We start from the raw sequence: 24,216 nt of genomic DNA, 5'->3' as shown, positions 1-24,216 counted from the left end.
CGCGGTGAGCCCCCATGATAAGGGACTCCACCGGTTGACGTTACGACACGTTTCAGCGAGGCAGGTCGCTGAAGCCCATCAGGAATTCGTCGACCGAGCGCGCCGCCTGCCGGCCCTCGCGGATGGCCCACACCACGAGCGACTGGCCACGGCGCATGTCGCCGGCGGCAAAGACCTTCGGAACGCTGGTGGCATAACCCCCGGTGAACTCGACCGTGGCCTTGGCGTTGCCGCGTGCGTCCTTCTCGATGCCGAAGGCGTCGAGCACGCTCGCGACCGGGCTGACGAAGCCCATGGCCAGGAGCACCAAGTCGGCCTTGAGGATCTGCTCGCTGCCGGCCACCTCGACCATCTTGCCGTCCTTCCACTCGACACGCACGGTCTTCAGGCCGGTGACCTTGCCCTTGTCACCGATGAATTCCTTGGTCGAGATGGCGAACTCGCGCTCGCAGCCTTCTTCGTGGCTGGAGCTGGTGCGCAGCTTGTACGGCCAGTACGGCCAGGTCATCGGGCGGTTCTCTTCCTCGGGCGGCTGCGGCATCAGCTCGAACTGCGTGACGCTGGCCGCGCCATGGCGGTTGCTGGTGCCCACGCAGTCGGAACCGGTGTCGCCGCCACCAATCACGATGACGTGCTTGCCGTCGGCGCGCAGCTGGCCCTTGAGCTTGTCGCCCGCGTTGACCTTGTTCTGCTGCGGCAGGAACTCCATCGCGAAATGGATGCCGTCGAGTTCGCGGCCGGGCACCGGCAGGTCGCGCGACTGCTCGGCACCGCCGGTCAGCAGCACCGCGTCGAATTCCTTGTCCAGCTGCTCGGGCGTGACGGTTTCCTTGGCCCAGTTCGTGACCTTGGAATCCTTGCCCAGCGTGTCCTTGGCAGCGCCGACGATCACGCCGGTGCGGAAGGTCACGCCCTCGGCCTTCATCTGCTCGACACGGCGGTCGATGTGCGTCTTCTCCATCTTGAAGTCGGGAATGCCGTAGCGCAGCAGGCCGCCCACGCGGTCGTTCTTCTCGAACAGCGTCACGTCATGGCCGGCACGCGCCAGCTGCTGAGCCGCGGCCAGGCCCGCGGGGCCGGCACCGACCACGGCGACCTTCCTGCCGGTCTTGTGCTTGGCGACGCGCGGCTTCACCCAGCCTTCGTTCCAGGCGCGGTCGATGATCGCGTGCTCGATCGACTTGATGCCGACCGCGTCGTCGTTCACGTTGAGCACGCAGGCCGCCTCGCACGGGGCGGGGCAGATGCGGCCGGTGAATTCCGGGAAGTTGTTGGTCGAGTCGAGCACCGCGAAGGCGTTCTGCCAGTCGTCGCGGTACACCAGGTCGTTGAAGTCCGGAATGATGTTGTTGACCGGGCAACCGCTGTTGCAGAAGGGCGTGCCGCAATCCATGCAGCGCGCCCCCTGGATCTTGGCCTGGTCCCTGTCGAGGCCGACGACGAATTCCTTGTAGTGCTTGAGGCGCTCCTCGACGGGCCTGTAGCCCTCTTCGAGACGCTCGTACTCCATGAAGCCGGTGATCTTTCCCATCGTGCTGTCCTGTTCCTTTGTTCTTGGCGACTGCGTGTCAGACCGCTGCGGTCTTGCGCACGGCGTGCGGCTCGAGGCCGGCCTTGGCGTCGTTGCCGCTCGCGGCCACCAGCGCCTTGCGTTCGTGGATTTCCGCCAGCGCGCGCTTGTACTCGTTCGGGAACACCTTCACGAAACGGGTGCGACTGACGGTCCAGTCGTCCAGCAGTTCGCGCGCGCGCTTGCTGCCGGTCCAGCGGTGGTGGTCTTCCAGCAGTTTCTTGAGCTGCGCTTCGTCGGTCGTGCCGTTGTGCCAGATCGCGGGCTTGACGGTCGCGGTCTGCTCGGCGGTGGTGAGCACCTTCTCGAGCGACACCATCGACAGGTTGCAGCGCGAGGCGAACCGGCCGTCCTCGTCGTACACGAAGGCCACGCCGCCGCTCATGCCGGCAGCGAAGTTGCGGCCGGTCTTGCCCAGCACCGCGACCGTGCCGCCGGTCATGTATTCGCAGCCATGGTCGCCGGTGCCCTCGACGACCGCGGTCGCGCCCGACAGCCGCACCGCGAAACGCTCGCCGGCGACGCCGCAGAAGTAGGCCTCGCCGGTGGTGGCGCCGTACATCACGGTGTTGCCCACGATGGTGTTGCGCACCGCTTCGCCGCGGAAGTCCAGGCTCGGACGCACCACGATGCGGCCGCCCGACAGGCCCTTGCCGGTGTAGTCGTTGGCGTCGCCGATCAGGTACAGCGTGATGCCGCGCGCGAGGAAGGCGCCGAAGGACTGGCCGCCTGTGCCTTCGAGCTGGATGCGGATCGAGTCGTCCGGCAGGCCCTCGGGGTGCACCCGCGTGAGCGCGCCCGACAGCTTCGCGCCGACGGTGCGGTTCACGTTGCGCGCCACCTCGATGAACTGGACCTTCTCGCCCTTCTCGATCGCCGCCTTCGACTTCTCGATGAGCCGCGTGTCGAGGTTGTTGGCGAGGCCGTGGTCCTGCTCTTCGACATGAAAGCGCGGCACGTCGTCCGGCACGTTCGGCAGCGCGAACAGGCGGCTGAAATCGAGGCCGCTGGCCTTCCAGTGCGCAATGCCCTTCTTCATGTCGAGCAGGTCGGCGCGGCCGATCATGTCGTTGAAGTTGCGGATACCCAGCTGCGCCATGATCTGCCGCACTTCTTCCGCGATGAAGAAGAAGTAGTTGACGACATGCTCGGGCTTGCCGGAGAACTTCTTGCGCAGCACCGGGTCTTGCGTGGCCACGCCCACCGGGCAGGTGTTCAGGTGGCACTTGCGCATCATGATGCAGCCCTCGACGATCAGCGGCGCGGTCGCGAAGCCGAATTCGTCGGCGCCCAGCAGCGCGCCGATGGCGACGTCGCGGCCGGTCTTCATCTGGCCGTCGGCCTGCACCCGCACGCGGCCGCGCAGGCGGTTCAGCACCAGGGTCTGCTGCGTCTCGGCCAGGCCGATTTCCCAGGGGCCGCCGGCATGCTTGATCGACGACCAGGGCGACGCGCCCGTACCGCCGTCGTGGCCAGCGATCACCAGGTGGTCGCTCTTGCACTTGGTCACGCCCGCGGCCACCGTGCCCACGCCCACCTCGCTCACCAGCTTCGTGCTGATGCTGGCGTGCGGCGCGACGTTCTTCAGGTCATGGATGAGCTGCGCCAGATCTTCGATCGAGTAGATGTCGTGGTGCGGCGGCGGGCTGATCAGGCCCACGCCCGGCACCGAGTAGCGCTGCTTGCCGATGTATTCCGTCACCTTGCCGCCGGGCAGCTGACCGCCTTCGCCAGGCTTGGCGCCCTGGGCCATCTTGATCTGGATCTGGTCGGCCGAGCTCAGGTACTCGGCCGTGACGCCGAAGCGGCCCGACGCGACCTGCTTGATCTTCGAGCGCAGCGAGTCGCCGGGGTTGAGCGACAGGTCGACCTCGACGTTGGCCTCGCCGATCACGCTCTTGAGCGTGTCGCCGAGCTTGATCGGAATGCCCTTGAGTTCGTTGCGGTAGCGCGCCGGGTCTTCGCCGCCCTCGCCCGTGTTGCTCTTGCCGCCGATGCGGTTCATCGCCACGGCCAGCGTGGCATGCGCCTCGGTCGAGATCGAGCCCAGCGACATCGCGCCGGTGGCGAAGCGCTTGACGATCTCGGCGGCCGGCTCGACCTCCTCCACGGGAATCGCCTTCGACGGATCGATCTTGAACTCGAACAGGCCGCGCAGCGTCATGTGGCGGCGGCTCTGGTCGTTGATGATCTGGGCGTACTCCTTGTACGTGTTCCAGTTGTTGGCGCGCGTGCTGTGTTGCAGCTTGGCGATCGCGTCGGGGCTCCACATGTGCTCTTCTCCACGGGTGCGCCAGGCGTATTCGCCGCCGGCATCGAGCATGTTGGCCAGCACCGGGTCGTCGCCGAAGGCGGCGGCATGCATGCGCAGCGCCTCTTCCGCGATCTCGAAGACGCCGATGCCTTCGACACGGCTGGCGGTGCCCGAGAAGTACTTGCCGATGGTGTCGTTGTTCAGGCCGATGGCCTCGAACAGCTGCGCGCCGCAGTAGCTCATGTACGTGCTCACGCCCATCTTGGACATGATCTTCGACAGGCCCTTGCCGATCGCCTTCACGTAGTTGTAGATCGCCTTCTCAGCCGACAGGTCGCCCGGCAGGTCCTTGTGGATCGCGGCCAGCGTCTCCATGGCGAGGTAGGGGTGCACGGCTTCGGCACCGTAGCCGGCCAGCACGCCGAAGTGATGCACCTCGCGGGCGCTGCCGGTTTCGACCACCAGGCCGGTGGTCGTGCGCAGGCCCTCGCGCACCAGGTGCTGGTGGATCGCGCTGGACGCCAGCAGGGCCGGGATGGCGACCTGCGTGGCGCTCAACGCGCGGTCGCTCACGATCAGGATGTTGCTGCCGCCCTTGATCGCGTCGACCGCTTCGGCGCACAGCGACGCCAGCTTGGCCTCCACACCTTCACGGCCCCAGCTGGCCGGGTAGGTGATGTCCAGCGTAGTGCTGCGGAACTTGCCCTGCGTGTGCTGCTCGATGTTGCGCAGCTTCGCCATGTCGGCGAAGTCGAGGATGGGCTGGGCCACCTCGAGCCGCATCGGCGGGTTGACCTGGTTGATGTCCAGCAGGTTCGGCTTCGGGCCGATGAAGCTGTTGAGCGACATCACGATCGCTTCGCGGATCGGGTCGATCGGGGGGTTCGTCACCTGGGCGAACATCTGCCGGAAGTAGTTGTAGAGCGTCTTGTTCTTGCTCGACAGCACGGCCAGCGGACTGTCGTTGCCCATCGAGCCGATGCCCTCTTCCCCGGCCTGCGCCATCGGGCTCAGCAGGAACTTGATGTCTTCCTGCGTGTAGCCGAAGGCCTGCTGCCGATCGAGCAGGGAGACCGTGCTCTCGTGCACTTCGGGTGCGGGCGCCTCGACGTTGTCGAGTTTGATGCGCAGGTTCTCGATCCACTGCTTGTAGGGCTTGGTGTTGACGACATACGCCTTGAGCTCGTCGTCGTCGATCATGCGGCCCTGCTCCAGGTCGATCAGGAACATCTTGCCGGGCTGCAGGCGCCACTTGCGCACGATCTTGTGCTCGGGCACCGGCAGCACGCCGGACTCCGACGCCATGATGACCAGGTCGTCGTCGGTCACGCAGTAGCGCGACGGACGCAGGCCGTTGCGGTCGAGCGTGGCGCCGATCTGGCGGCCGTCGGTGAAGACGATCGACGCGGGGCCGTCCCACGGCTCCATCATCGCGGCGTGGTATTCGTAGAAGGCGCGGCGGCGCTCGTCCATGGTGTCGTGCTGCTCCCACGGCTCAGGGATCATCATCATCACGGCCTGGCTGATCGGGTAGCCCGCCATGGTCATGAGTTCGAGGCAGTTGTCGAAGGTGGCGGTGTCGGACTGGCCCGCGAAGCTGATCGGGTACAGCTTCTTCAGGTCGGCGGCGAGCACCGGCGACGACATCACGCCTTCGCGCGCCTTCATCCAGTTGTAGTTGCCGCGCACCGTGTTGATTTCGCCGTTGTGGGCGACATAGCGGTACGGGTGGGCCAGCGGCCACTTGGGGAAGGTGTTGGTCGAGAAGCGCTGGTGCACCAGGCCGATGGCCGAGACGCAGCGCTCGTCGGACAGGTCGAGGTAGTACACGCCCACCTGGTCGGCCAGCAACAGGCCCTTGTAGACCACGGTACGGCTCGACATGCTCGGAACGTAGTATTCCTTGCTGTGCTTGAGTTCCAGGTTCTGGATGTTGGCGCTGGCGGTCTTGCGGATCACGTACAGCTTGCGCTCCAGCGCGTCCTGCACGATGACGTCGTTGCCGCGGCCGATGAAGACCTGCCGCAGGATCGGCTCGGTCTTCTTGACGGCCGGCGACATGGGCATCTCGCGGTTGACCGGCACATCGCGCCAGCCCAGCAGCACCTGGCCTTCGGCCTTGATGGCGCGCTCCATCTCCTGCTCGCAGGCCATGCGCGAGGCGTGCTCCTTCGGCAGGAAGATCATGCCGACGCCGTACTCCCCGTAGGGCGGGAGCGCGATGCCCTGCTTGCCCATCTCTTCCCGGTACAGCGCGTCGGGGATCTGGATCAGGATGCCGGCGCCGTCGCCCATCAGCTTGTCAGCGCCCACTGCGCCGCGATGGTCGATGTTCTCGAGGATCTTGAGCGCCTGCGTCACGATGTCGTGCCGCTTCTCGCCCTTGATGTGCGCCACGAAGCCCAGGCCGCAAGCGTCATGCTCGTGGCTGGCCGAATACAGACCGTGTTGCTCCAGGTGTTGGATCTCGGCTTCCGTCGTCATGGGGACGCACTCCTTCATTTTTTTCGCGGGAAATTCGCAGGGAAACGGAGGATATTGCGTTGCACAAACAATGCCAAGCTTTTTAATAGGGGTCAGATACTAAATTAATTCTGATTATTCCATTCGGATATTAATTGGGGACATATTAAGGAAGCACGTCAACACGTTCGCCGTGTTGCCGTTGCTCAGGCCTTTGGCAACGGCCGCCGCCCGGCCCGCGCCTTGACCAGACGCCGCCCCGTCGCCTCCTGCAGCAGGGCCACGAAGCGCTCGTCCCCCGCCGCCCACCCTTGCAGGGCGGACTCGGTCAACACCTGCTGGTCGCGCGCGCCGACGCCGCCTCGCACCAGTTCGGCGTAGGCCGCCTCGCGCGCGAACGGCGTGTTGCCCAGCGTCCAGTACAGCGGATGCGGCGACAGGAAGCGATCGGTGCGGAGTCCGGCGTAGTGGTGATGGCTCGACCAGGGGAAGTCGCGTGCCTCCGCCACCAGGCCGGCACGCACCGGATTGAGGTCCATGTAGACCATGCAGGGCAGAAGATAGCGCTCGGCCTGCAGCACCGTGGCGCGGTAGCGCCCTTCCCACAGCGTGCCGCTGCGGCCATGGCGGTCGTTGAAGGCGCGGACGTAGCTGCGACCGACCGCCTGCATGAACTTCGGCAGCCCATCCGCTGTCGCCGGCGTCGCCAGCAAATGGAAGTGGTTGTCCATCAGCACGTAGGCATGCAGCGCCACGTCGAAGCGCGGCGCCTGCTCGGCCCAGAGCGCCAGCAGGCGCTCCCGGTCGGCGCTGTCGATGAAGATGGCCTGGCGGTTGTTGCCGCGCTGGATCACGTGGTGCGGCTGGCCGGGCAGCGTGAGTCGGGGCAGGCGGGCCATGGCCTCTCAGTGCAGACGGAAGCGCGTTTCCAGCAGCGAGGAGAGGCCGAACTCCGCCAGCAGGCTGCGCAGCCGTTCGGCCGCGCTCGCCTTCGCGTGGCCGGTGCGCCGCGCGATGATGAGCTCGTTCTTCATGCTGTGCTCCCAGCCGACCAGCTCGGTCACCGTGACCTGGTAGCCCTGCGCTTCCAGGTACAGGCAGCGCAGCACATTGGTGAGCTGGCTGCCGATCTCGCGCGTGTGCAGCGGATGCCGCCACAGCTCGGCCAGCGGCGTGCGCGACAGGGCCAGCGCCTTGGTCTGGCGCAGGCAGGCGGCGATCTCGGCCTGGCAGCAGGGCACCAGCACCATGAACTTCGCCTGCTTCGCCAGGCCGAAGGCGATGGCGTCGTCGGTCGCGGTGTCGCAGGCGTGCAGCGCCGTGACCACGTCGATCTGCGCCGGCAGTTCGCTGGCGTGGGTCGATTCAGCCACCGTCAGGTTGAGGAAGGCCATGCGATCGAAGCCCAGCCGCGCGGCCAGCGCGCGCGACTTCTCGATCAGCTCGCCGCGCGTCTCGATGCCGTAGACATGGCCACCGCCGAGCGCCTTGAAGAACAGGTCGTAGATGATGAATCCGAGGTACGACTTGCCGGCCCCGTGGTCGGCCAGCGTGGCGCCGGCGCCCTCCCCCGGCAGCTCGCGCAGCAGCTTCTCGATGAACTGGAACAGGTGGTAGACCTGCTTGAGCTTGCGCCGCGAATCCTGGTTCAGCCGGCCTTCGCGCGTGAGGATGTGCAGTTCCTTGAGCAGTTCGATGGACTGGCCCGGCCGCAGCTCCTGCAGCACGTCGGCTTCGGCCTTCGCGGCCTTGTCGAGCTTGCTCATCGCGCGGCTCCGCCCGGGCCGACGTGCAACGCGGCCCAGCCGTCGGCGCCCAGCGCCTCGAGCGTCTCGATGTTGCGCTCGAAGATCGCCTCGGCGTCCGGGAAGGCTTCCACCGCACGGTCGATGCTTTCTTCGCGCAGCAGGTGCAGCGTCGGGTACGGCGCACGGTTGGTGGCGTTGCCGATGTCGTCCGCCTCGGTGCCCGCGAACTGGAAGCGCGGATGGAAGCTCGCCAGTTGCAGCGTGCCCTCGAAACCGGCGCGCGCCAGCCGGCGCTCGGCGCGCGCGGTGAAATCGTTGAAGTCCAGGAAATCGGCCAAGGTGTGGGGTGCCATCAGAAGGGTGGTGTCGCGCTCGGCCGCCGGGAGGGCGGCCAGGGCGTTCGCTTCGGCCAGCAGCCTGTCGAGCAGGCCGGCGTCGTCATCGGCCGGCAGGTGCACCGCGTAGTGGACCTGCCGCTTCGCGTGCACGGCCTTGGCGAACGGGCACAGGTTGAGGCCGATCACCGCCGCTTCGAGCCAGTGGCGCATGTCGGCCTCGGCCTGCGCCGCGGTGATTGTCTCAGCCACGGCGCGCACCGGCTCGCCGCCGCCGGAATGGGCCCCGTGCGTCATGCGGGCACTCCGGCCGGCGCGCTGCGCCGCGCGAGCCGGCCGGCCAGCAGGATGCCGATCGCCGCGCACCCCGCGGTCACGGCCCAGGTCCACTGCCAGCCCCCGGCGCGATGCGCCAGCCAGGCGACCAGCGGCGGCGCGGCGAACTGACCGAAGGCCGACGCCTGCTGCATCAGCCCGACCGTGGTCGCCACGGTCGATGCACCGGGCGCGACACGCACGGCAAGCACGAAGAGCGTGGCCGGCACCATGCCGCCGGCCAGGGAGAAGCCGCAGATCGCGAGATAGCGCAGTGGCGGCGGCAGGCCCACGGCGTCGACACCGGCACCGACCTGCGCGAAGGCCGCCACGGCACCGACCGCCATCGACGCGTACCCCCAGCGCAGCAGGCGCCCTGCCGGAACACCCCGCTGCAGCCAGCGCCCGCCCAGCACGTTGCCGCCGATGTTCATCGCCGCCGCCAGTGCCGTGAGCAGTGCGCTCCACTTCGCGGGCACGCCGGCCTCGGCGTAGATCGCCGGCAGGAAGCCGATCACCGCGATCCACTGGGACGAATACACGGCGAATGCGGCGGCGACGAGCCACGGCCCGGTCGACCGCAGCGTGCTGCGCGATCGGGCCGACCACGACGCGGCCCGCGGTGCGGTCGACGGCGGCACATGCGCATCGTCGCCCGGCACGCAGAGCGCGACGCACAGCGCGGCGGCAGCGGAGACCGCCGCAATCGCCCACCACCACGCCGGCCAGCCGGCCGCACCGATCAGGAAGGGGCCGACGAGCAGCGCGGCTGCCACGCCGAGCGGCATGTAGGCACCCCACCAACCCAGAGCCGACTTCTCGCGGCCCGGCGGCGCGGTCGTGCGGATCAGTGCCGGGGCCGGCATCACGACCATCAGGAAGCCCAGCCCCTCGATCGCGCGCAGGCCGAGCAGCGCGTGCACGGCGCCAGCGCCGGGCCAACCCGCGACGCCGACCCCACCGCCAAGCACGCTCGCGACGGTCAGCATGGCCAACCCGATCAGCATGCTCCGGCGCAGGCCGATCGCGTCGGCCGCCAGCCCTGCCAGCAGGCCGAGCGTCATGCCGGCGACCTGCACCAGCGCCAGCAGAAAGCCCGCTTCGACCAGGCCGATGCCCAGCGACGCCTGCAGGGCGCTCACCGCCGGGGGCAGCTTGCCGAGGTGCAGTGCGGCACTCACACCGGCGAACAGCACAGCCAGGGTCGCGGGAGGCAGCCTCGACGGCGCACTGTTCATACCGTCCACGCCCGCCCGGTGAGGCGCTCGTGCTCGCGCATGGCGAAACGGTCGGTCATGCCGGCGATGTAGTCGGCCACGGCGCGCGGCCGGTCGATGCGCACGGCAAAGGATTCGGGCATGTCCGACGGATGGCCGAGGTACGCGGCGAACAGTTCCTGCACCACCACGCGGGCCTGTGCGGTGGTCTGCATGACCTGCGGATGCCGATAGAGCCCGTGGAAGAGAAAGCGCTTGAGCGCCGCCGATTGCGCGCGCATCGCGTCGCCGAAGAGCACGAGCGGCCCGGCCTGTCGCGCCGCATCGGCGTCCGCCGGCGCGGCGGCCGCGATGGCCGCGCGCGTCGCATCGATCACGTCGTAGACCTGTGCGCTCAGCATGCGGCGGATGGTTTCGTACAGAACGCGGCGACCGGCGAGCCCGGGGTGCTCGGCCAGCGCCTCGCGGCGATAGCGCTCGAAGAGTTCGACCTCGGCGAGCTGATCGATGCCGATGAGCCCGGAGCGCACCCCGTCGTCGATGTCGTGCGCGTTGTAGGCGATCTCGTCGGCCAGGTTGCACAGCTGCGCCTCGAGGCTGGGCTGCGTGCGCTCGAGGAAGCGGCGGGCCACGCCGTTCGGCTCCGCGGCCTCGATGTGCTCGGCGTTGGCGCGCGAGCAGTGCTTGAGGATGCCTTCGCGCGTCTCGAAGCTGAGGTTGAGGCCGTCGTACTGCGGATAGCGGTGTTCGAGCGTGTCGACCACACGCAGGCTCTGCAGGTTGTGCTCGAAGCCACCGTGTTCGCGCATGCAGTCGTCCAGCGCGTCCTGCCCCGCATGGCCGAAGGGCGTGTGCCCCAGGTCGTGCGCGAGCGCGATGGCCTCGACCAGGTCCTCGTTCAGCTGCAGCGCGCGAGCGATGGAGCGCGCCAGTTGCGCGACCTCCAGCGAATGCGTGAGGCGGGTGCGGAACAGGTCGCCCTCGTGGTTGAGGAAAACCTGCGTCTTGTAGACCAGCCGGCGAAAGGCGGTGGAGTGGACGATGCGATCGCGGTCGCGCTGGAAGTCGTCGCGGGTCGGCGCGGGTGGCTCCGGATGGCGACGCCCGCGCGAACGCACCGGGTGGCTGGCGTGAGGCGCGAGTTCGTTCATGGCCGGCCGCCGCAACGCACCACCGTCAGGCCGCGCCGCATGCCGCCAGGACCTCGCGCACCATCGCGTCGGGCGCCGGGCGCATCACGGCGGAGCCGGGCTTGTCGATCACGACGAAGCGGATCTCGCCGCCCTCGGACTTCTTGTCGATGCGCATCAGTTCGAGATAGCGCTCGGCGCCGAAGCGGGGCGCGACGGTCGGCAGGCCGGCCCGATCGATCAGCGCCGTCAGCCGCTGCACGAAGGCGTCGTCGACACCCCCCAGCCGCCGCGACAGCTGGGCCGCCATCACCATGCCGCAACCGACCGCCTCGCCATGCAGCCACTCGCCGTAGCCCAGCGCCGATTCGATGGCATGGCCGAAGGTATGACCGAAATTCAGGATGGCGCGCAGCCCGCTCTCGCGCTCGTCCTGCCCCACCACCTCTGCCTTGATCTCGCAACTGCGCCGCACCGCATGGGCCATCGCCGCGGGCTCCTGTGCGCGCAGCGCCGGCAGGTTCACCTCGATCCAGTCGAAGAAGGCCATGTCGTAGATCGGCCCGTACTTGATGATTTCGGCCAGGCCCGCGTTGAGTTCGCGGGGCGGCAGTGTCGTCAGCGTCGCGAGGTCGCACAGCACCAGTTGTGGCTGGTAGAAGGCCCCGATCATGTTCTTGCCCAGCGGGTGGTTGATGGCGGTCTTGCCGCCCACCGACGAATCCACCTGCGCCAGCAGCGTGGTGGGCACCTGCACGAACGGCACGCCACGCATGTAGCTCGCGGCAGCGAAGCCCGTCATGTCACCGACCACGCCGCCCCCCAGGGCAAACAGCACCGTCTTCCGGTCGCAGCCGTGGCCCAGCAAGGCGTCGAAGATCAGGTTGAGCGTGGTCCAGTCCTTATGCACCTCGCCGTCCGGCAGTTCGAGCACGTGGACAGCGTTGAAGCGGCCCGCCAACGCCTTCTGGAGCGCTGCCGTGTAGAGCGGTCCTACGGTGGTGTTGGTGACGATCAACGCACTCGCGGCTCTCGGCACGGCCTCGAAGCTGGCGGGCTCGTCGAGCAGGCCGGCACCGATCAGGATCGGGTAGCTGCGCTCGCCGAGCGCGATGTCGACACGCTGGGGCGCCGTGGGAGAAACCGGTGTGAGCATCCCGCAAGTTTAGGCGCTGGGCGCAGCGCCGTTCCTTCGACGTCCCGGCCTCTCAGCCTCTCAGGCCACCGGGCCCCTGTCCCGGTCCGGATTCGTGGGGAGCACGCCGGATTCCTCGAGCTGCTGGACGATGCCGGCCACGAGCATCGCGATCGACGGTCGGCCCGTGTCGATCGTCGTGTGCGCGACCTCCCGATAGAGCGGGTCGCGCACAGCGTGCAATTCCTTCAATCGCTGGAGCGGATCGGCCACCTGCAGGAGCGGTCGCTTGGTGTCGTGACGCAGCCGTCTGAGCAACTCTTCCGGCGAGGAGCGGAGGTAGACGACATGGGTCCGTTCGCGAAGATGCTGGCGATTCGATGCCCGCAGAACCGAACCGCCCCCCGTCGCCATCACGCTCTGCCGCAGGGAGGACGTCAGATCGGCCAGCACCTGCGCTTCGACGTCGCGGAACGCGTCCTCGCCTTCGCGCTCGAAGAACTCCCGGATCGTGCAACCGATCCGCTCCTCGATGCAGTGGTCGCTGTCGACGAAGCGCCACCCCAACTGCTGCCCGAGCCGCCGTCCGATGGCGGACTTCCCCGAGCCCGGCAGGCCGACGAGAGCGATCGTCGGTTCTCCGACGACGCTAGCAGTCTCCACGCTTCATCAACGTGCGGCGTTGCGGTCGGTGATCATCTTCGGCGTGATGAATACCAGCATTTCGGTCTTGTTGTAAGTACGCTCGCGCGTCCGGAACAGGGCCCCGAGGTAAGGCACCTCGCCCAGCACCGGAATGCGCGACTCGTTGTTGCTTTCGGTCATTTCAAAGATACCACCGATGACCACGGTACCGCCATTCTCCACCAGCACTTCCGTCTGTACGTGCTTCGTGTTGATGGCGAAGCCGGCCGTGGTCGCCTGACCCACCGTGTCCTTGTTGACGTCCAGCGTCAGGATGATGTTGCCTTCCGGGGTGATCTGCGGGGTCACTTCCAGCTTGAGGTTGGCCTTGCGGAAGGCGATGGATGTCGCACCGCTGGACGTCGCCACCTGGTAGGGCAGTTCGGTACCCTGCTCGATCAGCGCCTTGGTCTGGTCGGCCGTGACGACGCGCGGGCTCGACACCACCTTGCCCTTGCCATCGGCCTCGAGGGCCGAGATTTCCAGGTTGAGCATGCGCGACAGGCTGGAGTTGAACAGCGAGATCGCGAAAGTGCCCGGGTCGTTGCCGTTGCCCGACACACCGGTCGACGGCAGGTTCACGAAGTTGCTCTGGGTGAACTGCGGGAACGAGACGGTGGGGCTGGTCGACGTGCTGGTGGTCACGCCGTTCGTGGTGGTGGTGGTGGTGCCACCGCCCGTCACGTTGGGGTAGGTACCGATCGCCGTGCGGCTGTTGATGGCGCCGCCGCCGAGCTTGACGCCCAGCGACCGGCCGAAGGTGTCCGACGCCTCGACGATGCGCGCCTCGATCAGCACCTGGCGCACGGGAACGTCGAGCTTCTGGATCAGTTCGGCGACTTGCGCCAGCCGCGTGGGCACGTCGGACACGAAGAGCTGGTTGGTGCGCGACTCCGCGATCACGCTGCCGCGCGGGCTCAGGATACGGGAAGCGTTGGAACCGCCACCCCCGCCGCCACCCGCGCTGGCACCGGTGCCGGTGAGGCCCTGAGCGATCGTCAAGGCCTTGGTGTAGTTGAGCTGGAACGACTGCGTGCGCAGGGGCTCGAGGGTCTCGATGGCCGCCTTGGCCTCGAACTCCATCTTTTCCTTGGCGTTGATCTCGTCCTTCGGCGCAATCCACAACACGCTGCCGTTCTTGCGCATGCCCAGGTTCTTCGCCTGCATGATGATGTCCAGCGCCTGATCCCAAGGCACGTCCTTCAGGCGGAGCGTCAGAGCGCCCGTCACCGAGTCGGACGTGACGATGTTGAAGTTCGTGAAGTCGGCGATGACCTGCAGCAGGGAGCGGATCTCGATGTTCTGGAAGTTCAGCGACAGCTTCTCGCCGCTGTAGCCGACGCCCTGCGTCAGCTTGGTCGGGTCGACCTTGCGGGGGCGCACTTCCACGACGAACTGGTTCTCGCTTTGGTAAGCGCTGTGCTCCCAGTCGCCCTTGGGCTCGATGGTCATGCGCACGCGATCGCCGGACTGCTGCGCCGTGATCAGTTGCACCGGCGTTCCGAAATCGGCCACATCGAGGCGACGACGCAGGCCCTCGGGCAAGGTCGACTTGGTGAACTCGACGACCAGGTTCTTGCCTTGCTGGCGGATGTCGACGCCCACCTGGTTGTTGGCCAGGTCGACGATCACGCGGCCGGTGTGGTCGGCGCCCAGTCGGAAATCGACATCGCGCAGCGGCAGGGTGTCACGGTTGCGGTTCTCTGCGAAGCTGGCGGACGCCGACGTCGCCAGCGCAGCACCGGCCACGGGCTCGAGCGAGACGAGCAGCGAGCGGCCCTGGATCTCGGTCCTGTAGGCCGTGGCCTGCTTCAGGTTCAAGACGAGACGGGTGCGCTCGCCCGCCTGCACGACATTGATCGAGCGCAGGTTGCCCTGGTTCACTTCCACGGCCGAACGCCCGATGGCATTGGTGACCCCCGGAAAATCCAGCGCGATCCGTGCCGGTGTCTGGATGGCGAAGCCGGTGGGCGCCGTGCTCAGCGGCTGCGTCAGATCGATGCGCACGACCTCCGAGCCAGACTGCAGCGACGTGGTCACCGACTCGATCGCGTTCTGCGCCTGCGCCGCCGCCATGGTGGCGAACATTCCGAGCGCGAGGCCGGCACCGCGGAGCCACCGTACAACCATCGCTTTTTGTTGACTCATTTCGACCTCTCTTGCAATTCCAGCGTCGCCACGCGTTCGATCCATTCACCGGCGGCGTCCTGCACGATTTCACGCAAGCCGAGTTCGGTTTCGTTGATACGGGTGACGCGCCCGTAATTCAATCCCAGGTAGTTGCCGACGCGCACCTGATAGAGCAGCTTGTCCACGCGGATCAGGGCCACCGGCTGACCGTTGCGGTTCATGCTGCCGACCATCGCCATCGCATCCAGCGGAAAGGACTCGAGGGCTTCCTTGCGCCGCGTCAGTTCCGGTCCGATGAGCCCGGAGGTGGAGGGCTGCGCGGAGTCCCGGCGCAGCGCCTGTGTCAGTTTCTGGCTGTTGAACGGGTCGAACGCTGCGCCTTCGGTGTAGGCCTGCGGCGTGAATTTCTTGGGTTCCGTGAGCGGGGGGACCGTCGGCCGCACCTTGGCGCGCTCGTCGGCCATCCACTGCTGCAGGTCCTTCTGTTCAGCCCCCCAGCATCCGCTGAGGACCATCACCACGGCGCAGAGTCCCAACGCTTTGGCGCTTCTCATTTCTTCTTCGCTCCGGATGCCGCTGCGCGCCGCTGGGTGGCCTGCTCCTCTTCGTCGAGGTAGCGGTAGGTGCGCGCCGTGGCGTCCATGGTCAACGCGCCATCCTTCTGCGGCGTGATTGACAGGTTGTTCAAGGTGACGATGCGCGAAAGGTTCGCGACGTCGGCGACGAAAGCGCCCATGTCGTGGTACTTGCCGCTGACGCGAACCGCGATCGGCAACTCGGCGTAGTAGTCGCGAACGGCCACCTGGCCGGGGCGGAACAACTCGAACTGCAGGCTTCGGCCCAGGCCGGCCTGGTTGATGTCGGACAGCAAGGCGTCCATTTCCGCCTTGCTGGGCAGTTGCTTCTCGAGCAGCGTCACGTACTGCTGGGCCTGCTCGCGCTGCTTCTTCAGGAGGTCGAGGTTGGCGGCCTGCGCCACCTTCTTCTGGTAGTCGGCGCGAAGGGTCACCTCCTTGGCGCGTTCGGCTTCCAGTTCGTCATTGGCGTTGGTCAGCCAGACGAACCACAGCGCGACCAGCACCAGCGCCGTGACGGCGAGACACAGCAGGTAGCGCGGCACGGCCGGCCAGACCGACGGGTCGTTGGGGTTGAGTCCCTTGAACTGGTCGGAAAAGCGCCGCAGCGCGTCGCCGATGTCGACTTTAGGAGCGGATTTTCTGGTTGCCATGCGCAGCCCCCTTAACCTTTGACGGGTGCGGCGGCGGTACCCGCGGCGCCTTTGGCCGGCGCCGGCGCTGCGCCGGCAGCAGGCTTCTGCACATCGGTCGGACGCTTCAGGCCGATGCGCATCGTGAAGTTCGCGACGCGGCGCTGGTCACGCGGGCTCAGGGCGACGGTTCCGGCCGTGATCTCGACAAGTTCGGGCTTGACCAGCCACGGGCTGCTGTTGCCGAGGTTGCGCAGCAACTCGGAAACGCGCTCGTTCGACTGCGCCATGCCTTGCAATGTGACGGCCCGATCGTCCTGTTTCATGCTGGCCAGGTAGACGCCATCCGGCAACTGCCGCACCAGTTCATTCAGCAGATGCACCGGCATGTTGCGATCGCCCTGCAGGTCCTCGACGGCCTGCTGACGCGCCTTCAACGCGGCGATCTCGGCCTGCAGCGTCGCAATTTCCTTGATCTCGGACTCGAGCTTCTTGATCTCGGTCTGCAGATAGTTGTTCTTCGCCTGCTGGCTGGAGATCTGCGCCTGAAACCAGACGTAACCGGCGCCGGCGATCAGGCCACCCAGCAGCGCGGCGGCGCCCAGCGTGGCATAGAAGCTCTCACGGCGGCGCTTGCGCGCCGCTTCGCGGTGCGGCAGTAGATTGATCAGGATCACTGCAGAAACCTCCGCATCGCCAGGCCGCACGACGTCAGATACGAGGGCGCCTCGCGCTTGACCTTCTTCTCGCGAATGCCCGCGCTGATCTCCATTCCCTCGAACGGGTTCACGAGGGAGCAGGCGAAGGAGGTCTGACGCGTCACCGCACTGGTCAGCCCCGGCAGCGCCGCGGAGCCGCCCGCGAGCAGCACGTAGTCGACGCGGTTGTGCGGCGTGCTCGTGAAGAAGAACTGCAAGGCGCGCGCAATTTCCTGGGCAATGCTGGCCACGAAGGGCTTGAGCACACCTGCGTTGTAGTCGTCGGGCAGGTCGCCGCTGCGCTTCTTGGCTTCGGCCTCTTCGACGGAGAAGCCGTACTGGCGGACGATGAGTTGCGTCAACTGCGCGCCCCCGAAGGCCTGGTCACGGTCGTACAGCACCTCCTGATTGCGCAGGACCTGCATGCTGGTCGTGTAAGCGCCGACTTCAAAGAGCGCCACGACCGCGTCGCGCCCCTGGCCTGGCAGTTGCTCGATCAGCCGCGCCGTGGCAAGGCGCGATGCATACGACTCCACATCCAGGATCACGGCCTTGAGGCCGGCCGCTTCGGCCAGGCCCTGGCGGTCCTGCACCTTTTCCTTGCGCGAGGCAGCGATGAGCACTTCGACGTCGCCCGCCGAACTGGCGCTCTGGCCCATGACGCAGAAGTCAAGGCTGACTTCGTCGAGCGAAAAGGGGATGTACTGGTTCGCCTCGGACTCGACCTGAAGCTCGAGCTCCTGCTCGCTCATGCCGCCGGGAAGAACGATTTTCTTGGTGATGACCGCAGAAGGCGGCAACGCGAGGGCGACGTTGCGGGTCTTCGTGCCGCTTTTGCGCACCACGCGACGCACGGCCTCAGCCACCTCGTCGAACTTCTCGACGTTGCCGTCCGTGATCCAGCCGCGCTCGAGCGGCTCGATGGCGCAGCGCTCCAGAACCAGCTTCCCGCCGGCATCGCGGCCCAGTTCGACCAGCTTGACGCTGGACGAACTCACGTCCAACCCGACCAACGGCGCGGGTTGACGACGAAACAACGATCCGAAGGCGGTCAAGGTCTATCCCATCCGTTTGTAACGATTGGAAAAATTTGCGTATGGTTGCATGCTAGCAGCAAGATCACGCGACCTCCAAGAATCCCGACGGGGCCGCCGCCGCAGCGTTGTCAAAAGTTCACGCCGACGTTTGCTTCTGAAACTTACGTGACGCGGCGCGTATTTCGGCGCATTGGCGCCCAGCCAGTCCCCGCTTGCGGAGTCGGCGTTTTTATAATGCGCGGTGACTCAGCCCCCCTCCATGCCCGATTCTCCCCGCCCCGCGCGCCCGAAAAAACCCGCTCCGGCGCGCCCCTTGTGGCTGACCTGGCTGCTGCGCCTGCTGGCCTGGGGCGTCGGAATCGCCGTCGCCGGTGCCGTCGCGGTCGTCTGCATCATCGCCGTCGCGCTCGCGGTGGCGTATCCCAACCTACCCGATATTTCCGAGCTGGCCGACTACCGGCCGAAGCTGCCCCTGCGGGTTTTCTCGTCCGAAGGCACGTTGATCGGTGAATTCGGTGAAGAGCGCCGCAACCTCACGCCGATCTCCACCATCCCGAAGGTCATGAAGGACGCCGTGCTGGCGGCGGAAGACGCCCGCTTCTACGACCACGGCGGGGTCGATTACAAGGGCCTGGTCCGCGCCGGCCTGGCCAACATGAACCGCATCAAGAGCCAGGGCGCGTCCACCATCACCATGCAGGTGGCGCGCAATGTCTATCTGAGCTCCGAGAAGACGCTGACGCGCAAGATCTACGAAGTGCTGCTGACCTTCAAGCTGGAGCACCTGCTGACCAAGGACCAGATCTTCGAGATCTATCTGAATCAGATCTACCTGGGGAACCGCGCCTACGGCTTCGCCGCCGCCTCCGAGGCCTATTTCGGCAAGCCGCTGAAGGACATCACGATCGCCCAGGCGGCGATGCTGGCCGGGCTGCCGAAGGCGCCCGGCGCCAACAACCCGGTCAGCAACCCCGCGCGCGCGCGCGGCCGCCAGCTGTATGTGATCGATCGCATGCGCGATGCCGGCTTCATCACCGCCGAGCAGGCCACCGAGGCCAAGAAGGAAGAACTGCACCTGCGGGACGGCGCCGATCCGACGCGCCTGCACGCCGAGTACGTGGCGGAAACCGTCCGCCAGCTCATGTACAGCCAGTACGGCGACAGCACCTACACGCGCGGCCTGAACGTCTACACCTCGCTGGTGGCCGCCGACCAGGCGGCGGCCTACCGGGCGCTGCGCAAGGGCATCATGGACTACGAGCGCCGGCAGATCTACCGCGGCCCCGAGAAGTTCGTCGACCTGCCCGACGACCCGAAGGAACTGGACGAAGCGGTCGACGACGCCCTGGCCGAACACCCGGACAACGGCGACGTGATGTCCGCCGTGGTGCTCAAAGCGAGCGCCAAGGAGATCACGGCCGTGCGCGCCAATGGCGACGTGCTGCAGATCACCGGTGACGGGCTCAAGCCGGCGCAGTCGGGGCTGTCGGACAAGGCACCGCCGAACATCAAGGTGCGCCGCGGCGCGGTGATCCGCGTCGCGCGCACGCCCAAGAACACCTTCGAGATCACCCAACTGCCCGAGGTCGAAGGCGCCTTCGTCGCGCTCGACCCGCGCGACGGTGCGGTGAAGGCCATGGTCGGCGGCTTCGACTTCAGCAAGAACAAGTTCAACCACGTGACGCAGGCCTGGCGCCAGCCGGGTTCGAGCTTCAAGCCCTTCATCTACTCGGCGGCGCTCGAGAAGGGCTTCTCGCCCACGACGGTGATCAACGACGGCCCCCTCTTCTTCGACGCCGGCACCACCGGCGGCCAGCCCTGGGAGCCCAAGAACTACGACGGCGGCTTCGAGGGCCCGATGTCGATGCGCCGGGCGCTGATGAAGTCCAAGAACATGGTGTCCATCCGCATCCTGCAGTCGATCGGCACGCGCTACGCGCAGGACTGGATCGGCAACTTCGGCTTCGAGAAGGAAAAGCACCCGGCCTACCTGCCCATGGCGCTGGGCGCCGGCTCGGTCACGCCGATGCAGATGGCGACGGCCTATTCGGTCTTCGCCAACGGCGGCTACCGCGTGAACCCGTACCTGATCACCCGCGTGACCGACCACAAGGGTAAGGTCCTGGTCGAGACCCAGCCGCCGCTCCTCAACGAAAGCATGCGCGCCATTCCACAGCGCAACGCCTTCATCATGGACAGCCTGCTGCAATCGGTGGCCAGCGGCGGCACCGCCGCCAAGGCCCAGGCCACGCTCAAGCGCCCCGACATCTACGGCAAGACCGGCACCACCAACGACTCGCTCGACGCCTGGTTCGCCGGCTTCCAGCCCACCATGACCGCCATCGCCTGGATCGGCTACGACACCCCGCGCAAGCTGGGCGACCGCGAAACCGGTGGTGGCCTGAGCCTACCGATCTGGATCAGCTTCATGGAAACCGCCCTCAAGGGCGTGCCGGTGACCGAGCCCACCACACCACCGGGCGTGGTCACCGTCGGCGGGGAGCTGTACTACGACGACTACGGGCCGGGCCGCGGCGTGACCAGCCTGGGGGTCGATGCCGCATCGACCAACGGCGAGCCCATCGTGGGGGCGCCCATCGGCGCCCCGCCACCGCCCGAGGAGCGCAACCGCATCCTCGACCTGTTCCGCAATTGAGCTGAGCGAGCCCGCCGCTCAGGCGGCGAACTCGAGCCGGAGCCCCGACTGCAGCGAGGCTTCGCGCGACAGGTTCGAGAAAAATTCTTCGCCGGTCTTGGTGTCCACCCACGCCGCGCCGTCGTGCCGGTAGTGGTAACCGCCGGAGCGCGCCGCCAGCCAGATCTCCTGCAGCGGCTTCTGCAGGTTGACGATCAATTGGCTACCGTTCGGAAAGCTCAAGGTGATCATGCCGCCGACCCGCTGGTTGTCGATGTCGGCCTCCGTGGCGTCGTTCAAACGATCGCAGGCGCGCTCGATAGCGGCCAGGGCGGATTCCGCACGATCCATATATTCGAGGTCGGTCATTACAATTTCGCGATGTTGAACGTCCGTCAAATTCTAATGAGCGCCGCTGGCCTCTGCGCCATCGGGGTCGGCTTGGCCGGCTGCGGTCTCAAGGGCCCGCTGTACATGCCCACGGTGCCGGAGGCGGCCAACCGCGCCACGTTGCCGAGCCTGATCCTCCCGTCGACACGCCGTGAGGCAGCGACGACCGCGCCGGCGGACGCCGCCGTGACGCCGCCCGCCGCAGCCAGCAGTGCGCCCGCGAGCACGGGGGTCACGAAGTGACGGCGCCCCGCCTCCCCGGCCACCCGCATGTCGCGGTGCGCGATGGCACGCTGCAGATGGAAGCGCTGTCGCTCGCCGCGCTCGCCCGCGAGCACGGGACGCCGCTGTTCGTCTACTCCAGGCAATGGATGCTCGACGCACTGGCAGCCTACCGCCGCGGCTTCGAGGGCCGCAACGCGCTCGTCTGCTATGCGATGAAGGCCAACTCCTCGCTCGGGGTGCTGCGCGTCTTCGCTGAAGCCGGCTGCGGCTTCGACATCGTGTCGGGCGGCGAGCTGGCCCGGGTACTGGCCGCGGGTGCCGACCCGGCCAAGGTGATCTTCTCGGGTGTCGGCAAGACGCGCGACGAGATGCGCCAGGCGCTCGCCGCGGGCATCGCCTGCTTCAACGTCGAGAGCGAGGCCGAACTCGACGTGCTCAACGCGGTCGCGCTCGCACAGAAGCAGCGCGCCCGCATCAGCATCCGCATCAACCCGAACGTCGACCCGAAGACGCACCCCTACATCTCGACCGGTCTCAAGGGCAACAAGTTCGGCGTGGCGCACGACCGCGCCCTGCACGCCTACCGCCACGCGGCCTCGCTGCCGGGCATCGAGGTGGTGGGCATCGACTGCCACATCGGCTCGCAGATCACCGAAGCCTCGCCCTATCTCGATGCGCTGGAGCGCGTGCTCGACCTGGTCGAGACCATCGAGCAGGCCGGCATCCCGCTGCACCATCTCGACTTCGGCGGCGGCCTGGGCATCGACTACAACCACGACACGCCCCCGGCCGCCGACGTGCTGTGGAAGCAGCTGCTCGCGCGGCTCGACGCGCGCGGCTTCGGCGATCGCCGGCTGATCGTGGAGCCCGGCCGTTCGCTGGTGGGCAACGCCGGTGTCTGCGTGACGGAGGTGCTCTACACCAAGCCTGGCGAGGACAAGAACTTCTGCATCGTCGATGCGGCGATGAACGACCTGCCGCGCCCCGCGATGTACCAGGCCTTCCACCAGATCGTGCCGCTGACCGAGCGCAGCGCCGGCACCGCGACGAGCTACGACGTGGTCGGCCCGATCTGCGAGAGCGGTGACTGGATCGGCCGCGACCGGGCGCTGAACGTGGTCGAAGGCGACCTGCTGGCCGTGCTCTCGGCCGGCGCCTATTGCATGTCGATGGCCAGCAACTACAACAGCCGTGGCCGCGCGGCCGAGGTGCTGGTGAGCGGCGACCGCGCCACGCTCATCCGTCGGCGCGAGAGCCTCGACGACCAGTTGCGCACGGAACGCCTGGACTGAACCCTGCCGCGGCGCGCCGTCCCTCAGCGCGAGGGCTGCGCGCGCGACACGGCCACGGGGCGCGCCGCAGCCTTCTTCTGGCGCACGAAGTGCCACACGCGCCAGGCCAAGAGCACGGCCACGATGCCGGCGTAGACGAACACTTCGGCGAAGTTGTTCTTGCCCGCGCGCAGCCAGAAGAAATGCAGCAGGCCCAGCCCGGCGATCACATAGACCAGCTTGTGCAGCCGCTGCCAGCGCCTGGCGCCCAGCGCCTTGATCGCGCGGTTGAACGAGGTGGCGGCCAGGGGTGTGAGCAACACGAAGGCCGAGAAGCCGACGAGGATGAACGGCCGCTTGGCAATGTCCTTCGCGATCTCGGGCAGGTCGAAGCCCATGTCGAACCAGCTGTAGCTCAGCAGGTGGATCACGACATAGAAGTACGCGAACAGGCCCAGCATCCGCCGATGGCGCGCCAGGCCGCTGAGCTTGAACATCACGCGCAGCGGCGTCACGGCCAGCACGATGCACAGGAAGCGCAAGGTCCAGTCGCCGGCCGAGCGGATGAGGTATTCGGCCGGATTGGGCCCGAGGCCATCGGTGAAGGCGCCCACCACCAGCCATGCGAAAGGCGCGAGGCACGCCAGAAAGACGATCGGCTTGGCGGCCGGGTGCAAGAGCAGCTTGTTCATGGTCGAGCCCATCGGGAAAGGCTCGCGCTCAGTAGAACTTCTTCAGGTCCATGCCCGCATAGAGCTGCCCGACCTGCGCCTCGTAGCCATTGAAGAGCTGCGTCTTGGTGCGCTTGGCGAAGAGGCCGCTGCCGTCGCCGATGCGGCGCTCGGTCGCCTGGCTCCAGCGCGGATGATCGACGTTCGGATTGACGTTGGAATAGAAGCCGTACTCGTTGGCCGCGGCCTTGTTCCACGCGGTGCCCGGCTCCTTCTCGACGAATCGGATCTTGACGATCGACTTGGCGCTCTTGAAGCCGTACTTCCAGGGCACCACGATGCGCACCGGCGCGCCGTTCTGGTTGGGCAGCACCTCGCCGTACATGCCGAAGGTCAGCAGCGTGAGCGGGTGCATCGCCTCGTCCATGCGCAGGCCTTCGGCATAGGGCCAGTCGAGCACGCGCGAACCGACGAAGGGCATGGTCTTCGGGTCGGCCAGGGTGACGAACTCGACGTACTTCGCGCTGCCCTGCGGCTCGACCTTCTTGATGAGTTCGGCCAGCGAATAGCCGACCCACGGAATCACCATCGACCAGCCCTCGACGCAGCGCAGGCGGTAGATGCGCTCTTCCTGGGCGCTGAGCTTCAAAAGGTCTTCGATGCCGTACTTGCCCGGCTTGTTCACCAGGCCTTCGACCTCGACGGTCCAGGGGCGCGTCTTCAGCGTGCCGGCGTTCTTCACCGGGTCGCCCTTGTCGGTGCCGAACTCGTAGAAGTTGTTGTAGCTCGTCGCATCCTTGTAGTCGGTGAGCTTCTCCATCGTCTGCGCGCCGGGCACGTTCGACTTGACGCCCTTCAGCGGCGCCAGCTTGCCGGGCGCGACGGTCTGGGCCAGCGCATCGCGTGCAGCCCACGACGCCAGGGCAGCGCCGGCCGCTCCGCCGGCCAGGAGTTTGAGCATGTCGCGGCGGCCTTCGTAGGCGGCGCGGGGCGTGATGTCGCTGGAGGCCGCGTGGATGAAACCGCGGTCGACGAGATCTTGACGAGAACGAATGGGCATGACGCGCCTTTCAATGACGGGGATGGTTCACCTTCAATTCG

The 24,216-nt window shown here is 67.1% G+C and carries 20 protein-coding genes; 3 read left to right on the top strand and 17 right to left on the bottom strand.

Going from position 1 to position 24,216, the window contains the following annotated elements:
- Positions 1-52 precede the first annotated feature (52 nt).
- The 14 genes from N8A90_RS11345 to N8A90_RS11280 all read right to left on the bottom strand — a co-directional run bounded on the left by N8A90_RS11345 (position 53) and on the right by N8A90_RS11280 (position 17,941).
- Complete coding sequence (locus N8A90_RS11345; protein ID WP_262074972.1) at positions 53-1,531, bottom strand: glutamate synthase subunit beta; 1,479 nt, start codon at positions 1,529-1,531, stop codon at positions 53-55.
- A 37-nt stretch (positions 1,532-1,568) separates the two neighbouring features.
- The gene (locus N8A90_RS11340; protein WP_262074971.1) at positions 1,569-6,308 is read right to left on the bottom strand and encodes a glutamate synthase-related protein; all 4,740 of its coding nucleotides are present in this window, start codon (positions 6,306-6,308) and stop codon (positions 1,569-1,571) included.
- Positions 6,309-6,493: 185 nt separating this feature from the next.
- Complete coding sequence (locus N8A90_RS11335) at positions 6,494-7,186, bottom strand: transposase (RefSeq protein ID WP_262074970.1); 693 nt, start codon at positions 7,184-7,186, stop codon at positions 6,494-6,496.
- 6 nt (positions 7,187-7,192) lie between these two features.
- Entirely contained in the window at positions 7,193-8,053 is an 861-nt protein-coding gene (locus N8A90_RS11330) for a class I SAM-dependent methyltransferase (RefSeq protein WP_262074968.1), read from the bottom strand.
- Positions 8,050-8,583 (bottom strand): DUF1415 domain-containing protein, encoded by a 534-nt coding sequence (locus N8A90_RS11325; RefSeq protein WP_262075176.1) that lies wholly within the window; start codon positions 8,581-8,583, stop codon positions 8,050-8,052. Before N8A90_RS11325 ends, N8A90_RS11330 begins: the two co-directional genes overlap by 4 nt.
- An 80-nt stretch (positions 8,584-8,663) precedes the next feature.
- Positions 8,664-9,923 carry a CynX/NimT family MFS transporter gene (locus tag N8A90_RS11320; protein WP_262074967.1) on the bottom strand — a complete coding sequence of 420 codons (1,260 nt, stop codon included), beginning with the start codon at positions 9,921-9,923 and terminating at the stop codon, positions 8,664-8,666.
- Positions 9,920-11,053: a deoxyguanosinetriphosphate triphosphohydrolase gene (locus tag N8A90_RS11315; RefSeq protein WP_262074966.1), complete on the bottom strand. Its 1,134-nt coding sequence runs from the start codon at positions 11,051-11,053 to the stop codon at positions 9,920-9,922. Before N8A90_RS11315 ends, N8A90_RS11320 begins: the two co-directional genes overlap by 4 nt.
- Positions 11,054-11,078: 25 nt before the next feature.
- Entirely contained in the window at positions 11,079-12,188 is a 1,110-nt protein-coding gene (aroB, locus tag N8A90_RS11310; RefSeq protein ID WP_262074965.1) for a 3-dehydroquinate synthase, read from the bottom strand.
- Between the two features lie 60 nt (positions 12,189-12,248).
- Entirely contained in the window at positions 12,249-12,830 is a 582-nt protein-coding gene (locus tag N8A90_RS11305; RefSeq protein ID WP_262074964.1) for a shikimate kinase, read from the bottom strand.
- Positions 12,831-12,836: 6 nt separating this feature from the next.
- The gene (pilQ, locus tag N8A90_RS11300) at positions 12,837-14,999 is read right to left on the bottom strand and encodes a type IV pilus secretin family protein (RefSeq protein ID WP_262074963.1); all 2,163 of its coding nucleotides are present in this window, start codon (positions 14,997-14,999) and stop codon (positions 12,837-12,839) included.
- Positions 14,996-15,535: a pilus assembly protein PilP gene (locus N8A90_RS11295; protein WP_410087661.1), complete on the bottom strand. Its 540-nt coding sequence runs from the start codon at positions 15,533-15,535 to the stop codon at positions 14,996-14,998. The genes pilQ and N8A90_RS11295 overlap by 4 nt, the downstream gene beginning before the upstream one ends.
- The gene (locus tag N8A90_RS11290) at positions 15,532-16,209 is read right to left on the bottom strand and encodes a type 4a pilus biogenesis protein PilO (protein WP_262074962.1); all 678 of its coding nucleotides are present in this window, start codon (positions 16,207-16,209) and stop codon (positions 15,532-15,534) included. Before N8A90_RS11290 ends, N8A90_RS11295 begins: the two co-directional genes overlap by 4 nt.
- A gap of 11 nt (positions 16,210-16,220) precedes the next feature.
- A complete protein-coding gene (locus N8A90_RS11285; RefSeq protein ID WP_262074961.1) occupies positions 16,221-16,865 on the bottom strand; it encodes a PilN domain-containing protein in 645 nt (214 codons plus the stop codon).
- A complete protein-coding gene (locus N8A90_RS11280) occupies positions 16,862-17,941 on the bottom strand; it encodes a pilus assembly protein PilM (RefSeq protein WP_262074960.1) in 1,080 nt (359 codons plus the stop codon). The genes N8A90_RS11285 and N8A90_RS11280 overlap by 4 nt, the downstream gene beginning before the upstream one ends.
- A gap of 241 nt (positions 17,942-18,182) precedes the next feature.
- Between N8A90_RS11280 and N8A90_RS11275 the strand changes: the two genes are divergently transcribed.
- Complete coding sequence (locus N8A90_RS11275; protein ID WP_262074959.1) at positions 18,183-20,579, top strand: penicillin-binding protein 1A; 2,397 nt, start codon at positions 18,183-18,185, stop codon at positions 20,577-20,579.
- 18 nt (positions 20,580-20,597) lie between these two features.
- Here the strand turns inward: N8A90_RS11275 and cyaY are convergent, their stop codons facing one another.
- Positions 20,598-20,927, bottom strand: a complete 330-nt coding sequence (gene cyaY / locus N8A90_RS11270) for an iron donor protein CyaY (RefSeq protein WP_262074958.1) — start codon at positions 20,925-20,927, stop codon at positions 20,598-20,600.
- Between the two features lie 36 nt (positions 20,928-20,963).
- Between cyaY and lptM the strand changes: the two genes are divergently transcribed.
- Positions 20,964-21,191 carry an LPS translocon maturation chaperone LptM gene (lptM, locus tag N8A90_RS11265; RefSeq protein ID WP_262074957.1) on the top strand — a complete coding sequence of 76 codons (228 nt, stop codon included), beginning with the start codon at positions 20,964-20,966 and terminating at the stop codon, positions 21,189-21,191.
- Complete coding sequence (gene lysA, locus N8A90_RS11260) at positions 21,188-22,465, top strand: diaminopimelate decarboxylase (RefSeq protein ID WP_262074956.1); 1,278 nt, start codon at positions 21,188-21,190, stop codon at positions 22,463-22,465. The genes lptM and lysA overlap by 4 nt, the downstream gene beginning before the upstream one ends.
- A gap of 23 nt (positions 22,466-22,488) precedes the next feature.
- On the opposite strand, the gene N8A90_RS11255 is transcribed toward lysA, so the two are convergent.
- Both N8A90_RS11255 and msrP read right to left on the bottom strand, forming a co-directional pair.
- On the bottom strand, positions 22,489-23,136 hold the full coding sequence (locus N8A90_RS11255) for a sulfite oxidase heme-binding subunit YedZ (protein ID WP_262074955.1): 648 nt from the start codon (positions 23,134-23,136) through the stop codon (positions 22,489-22,491).
- Between the two features lie 28 nt (positions 23,137-23,164).
- Positions 23,165-24,175 (bottom strand): protein-methionine-sulfoxide reductase catalytic subunit MsrP, encoded by a 1,011-nt coding sequence (msrP, locus tag N8A90_RS11250; RefSeq protein ID WP_262074954.1) that lies wholly within the window; start codon positions 24,173-24,175, stop codon positions 23,165-23,167.
- Between the last annotated feature and the right edge of the window lie 41 nt (positions 24,176-24,216).

Origin of the sequence: Variovorax sp. N23, assembly GCF_025486315.1 — a bacterium.
Lineage (GTDB): Bacteria > Pseudomonadota > Gammaproteobacteria > Burkholderiales > Burkholderiaceae_C > Variovorax.
This window is presented reverse-complemented; position numbering and strand designations above follow the sequence as displayed.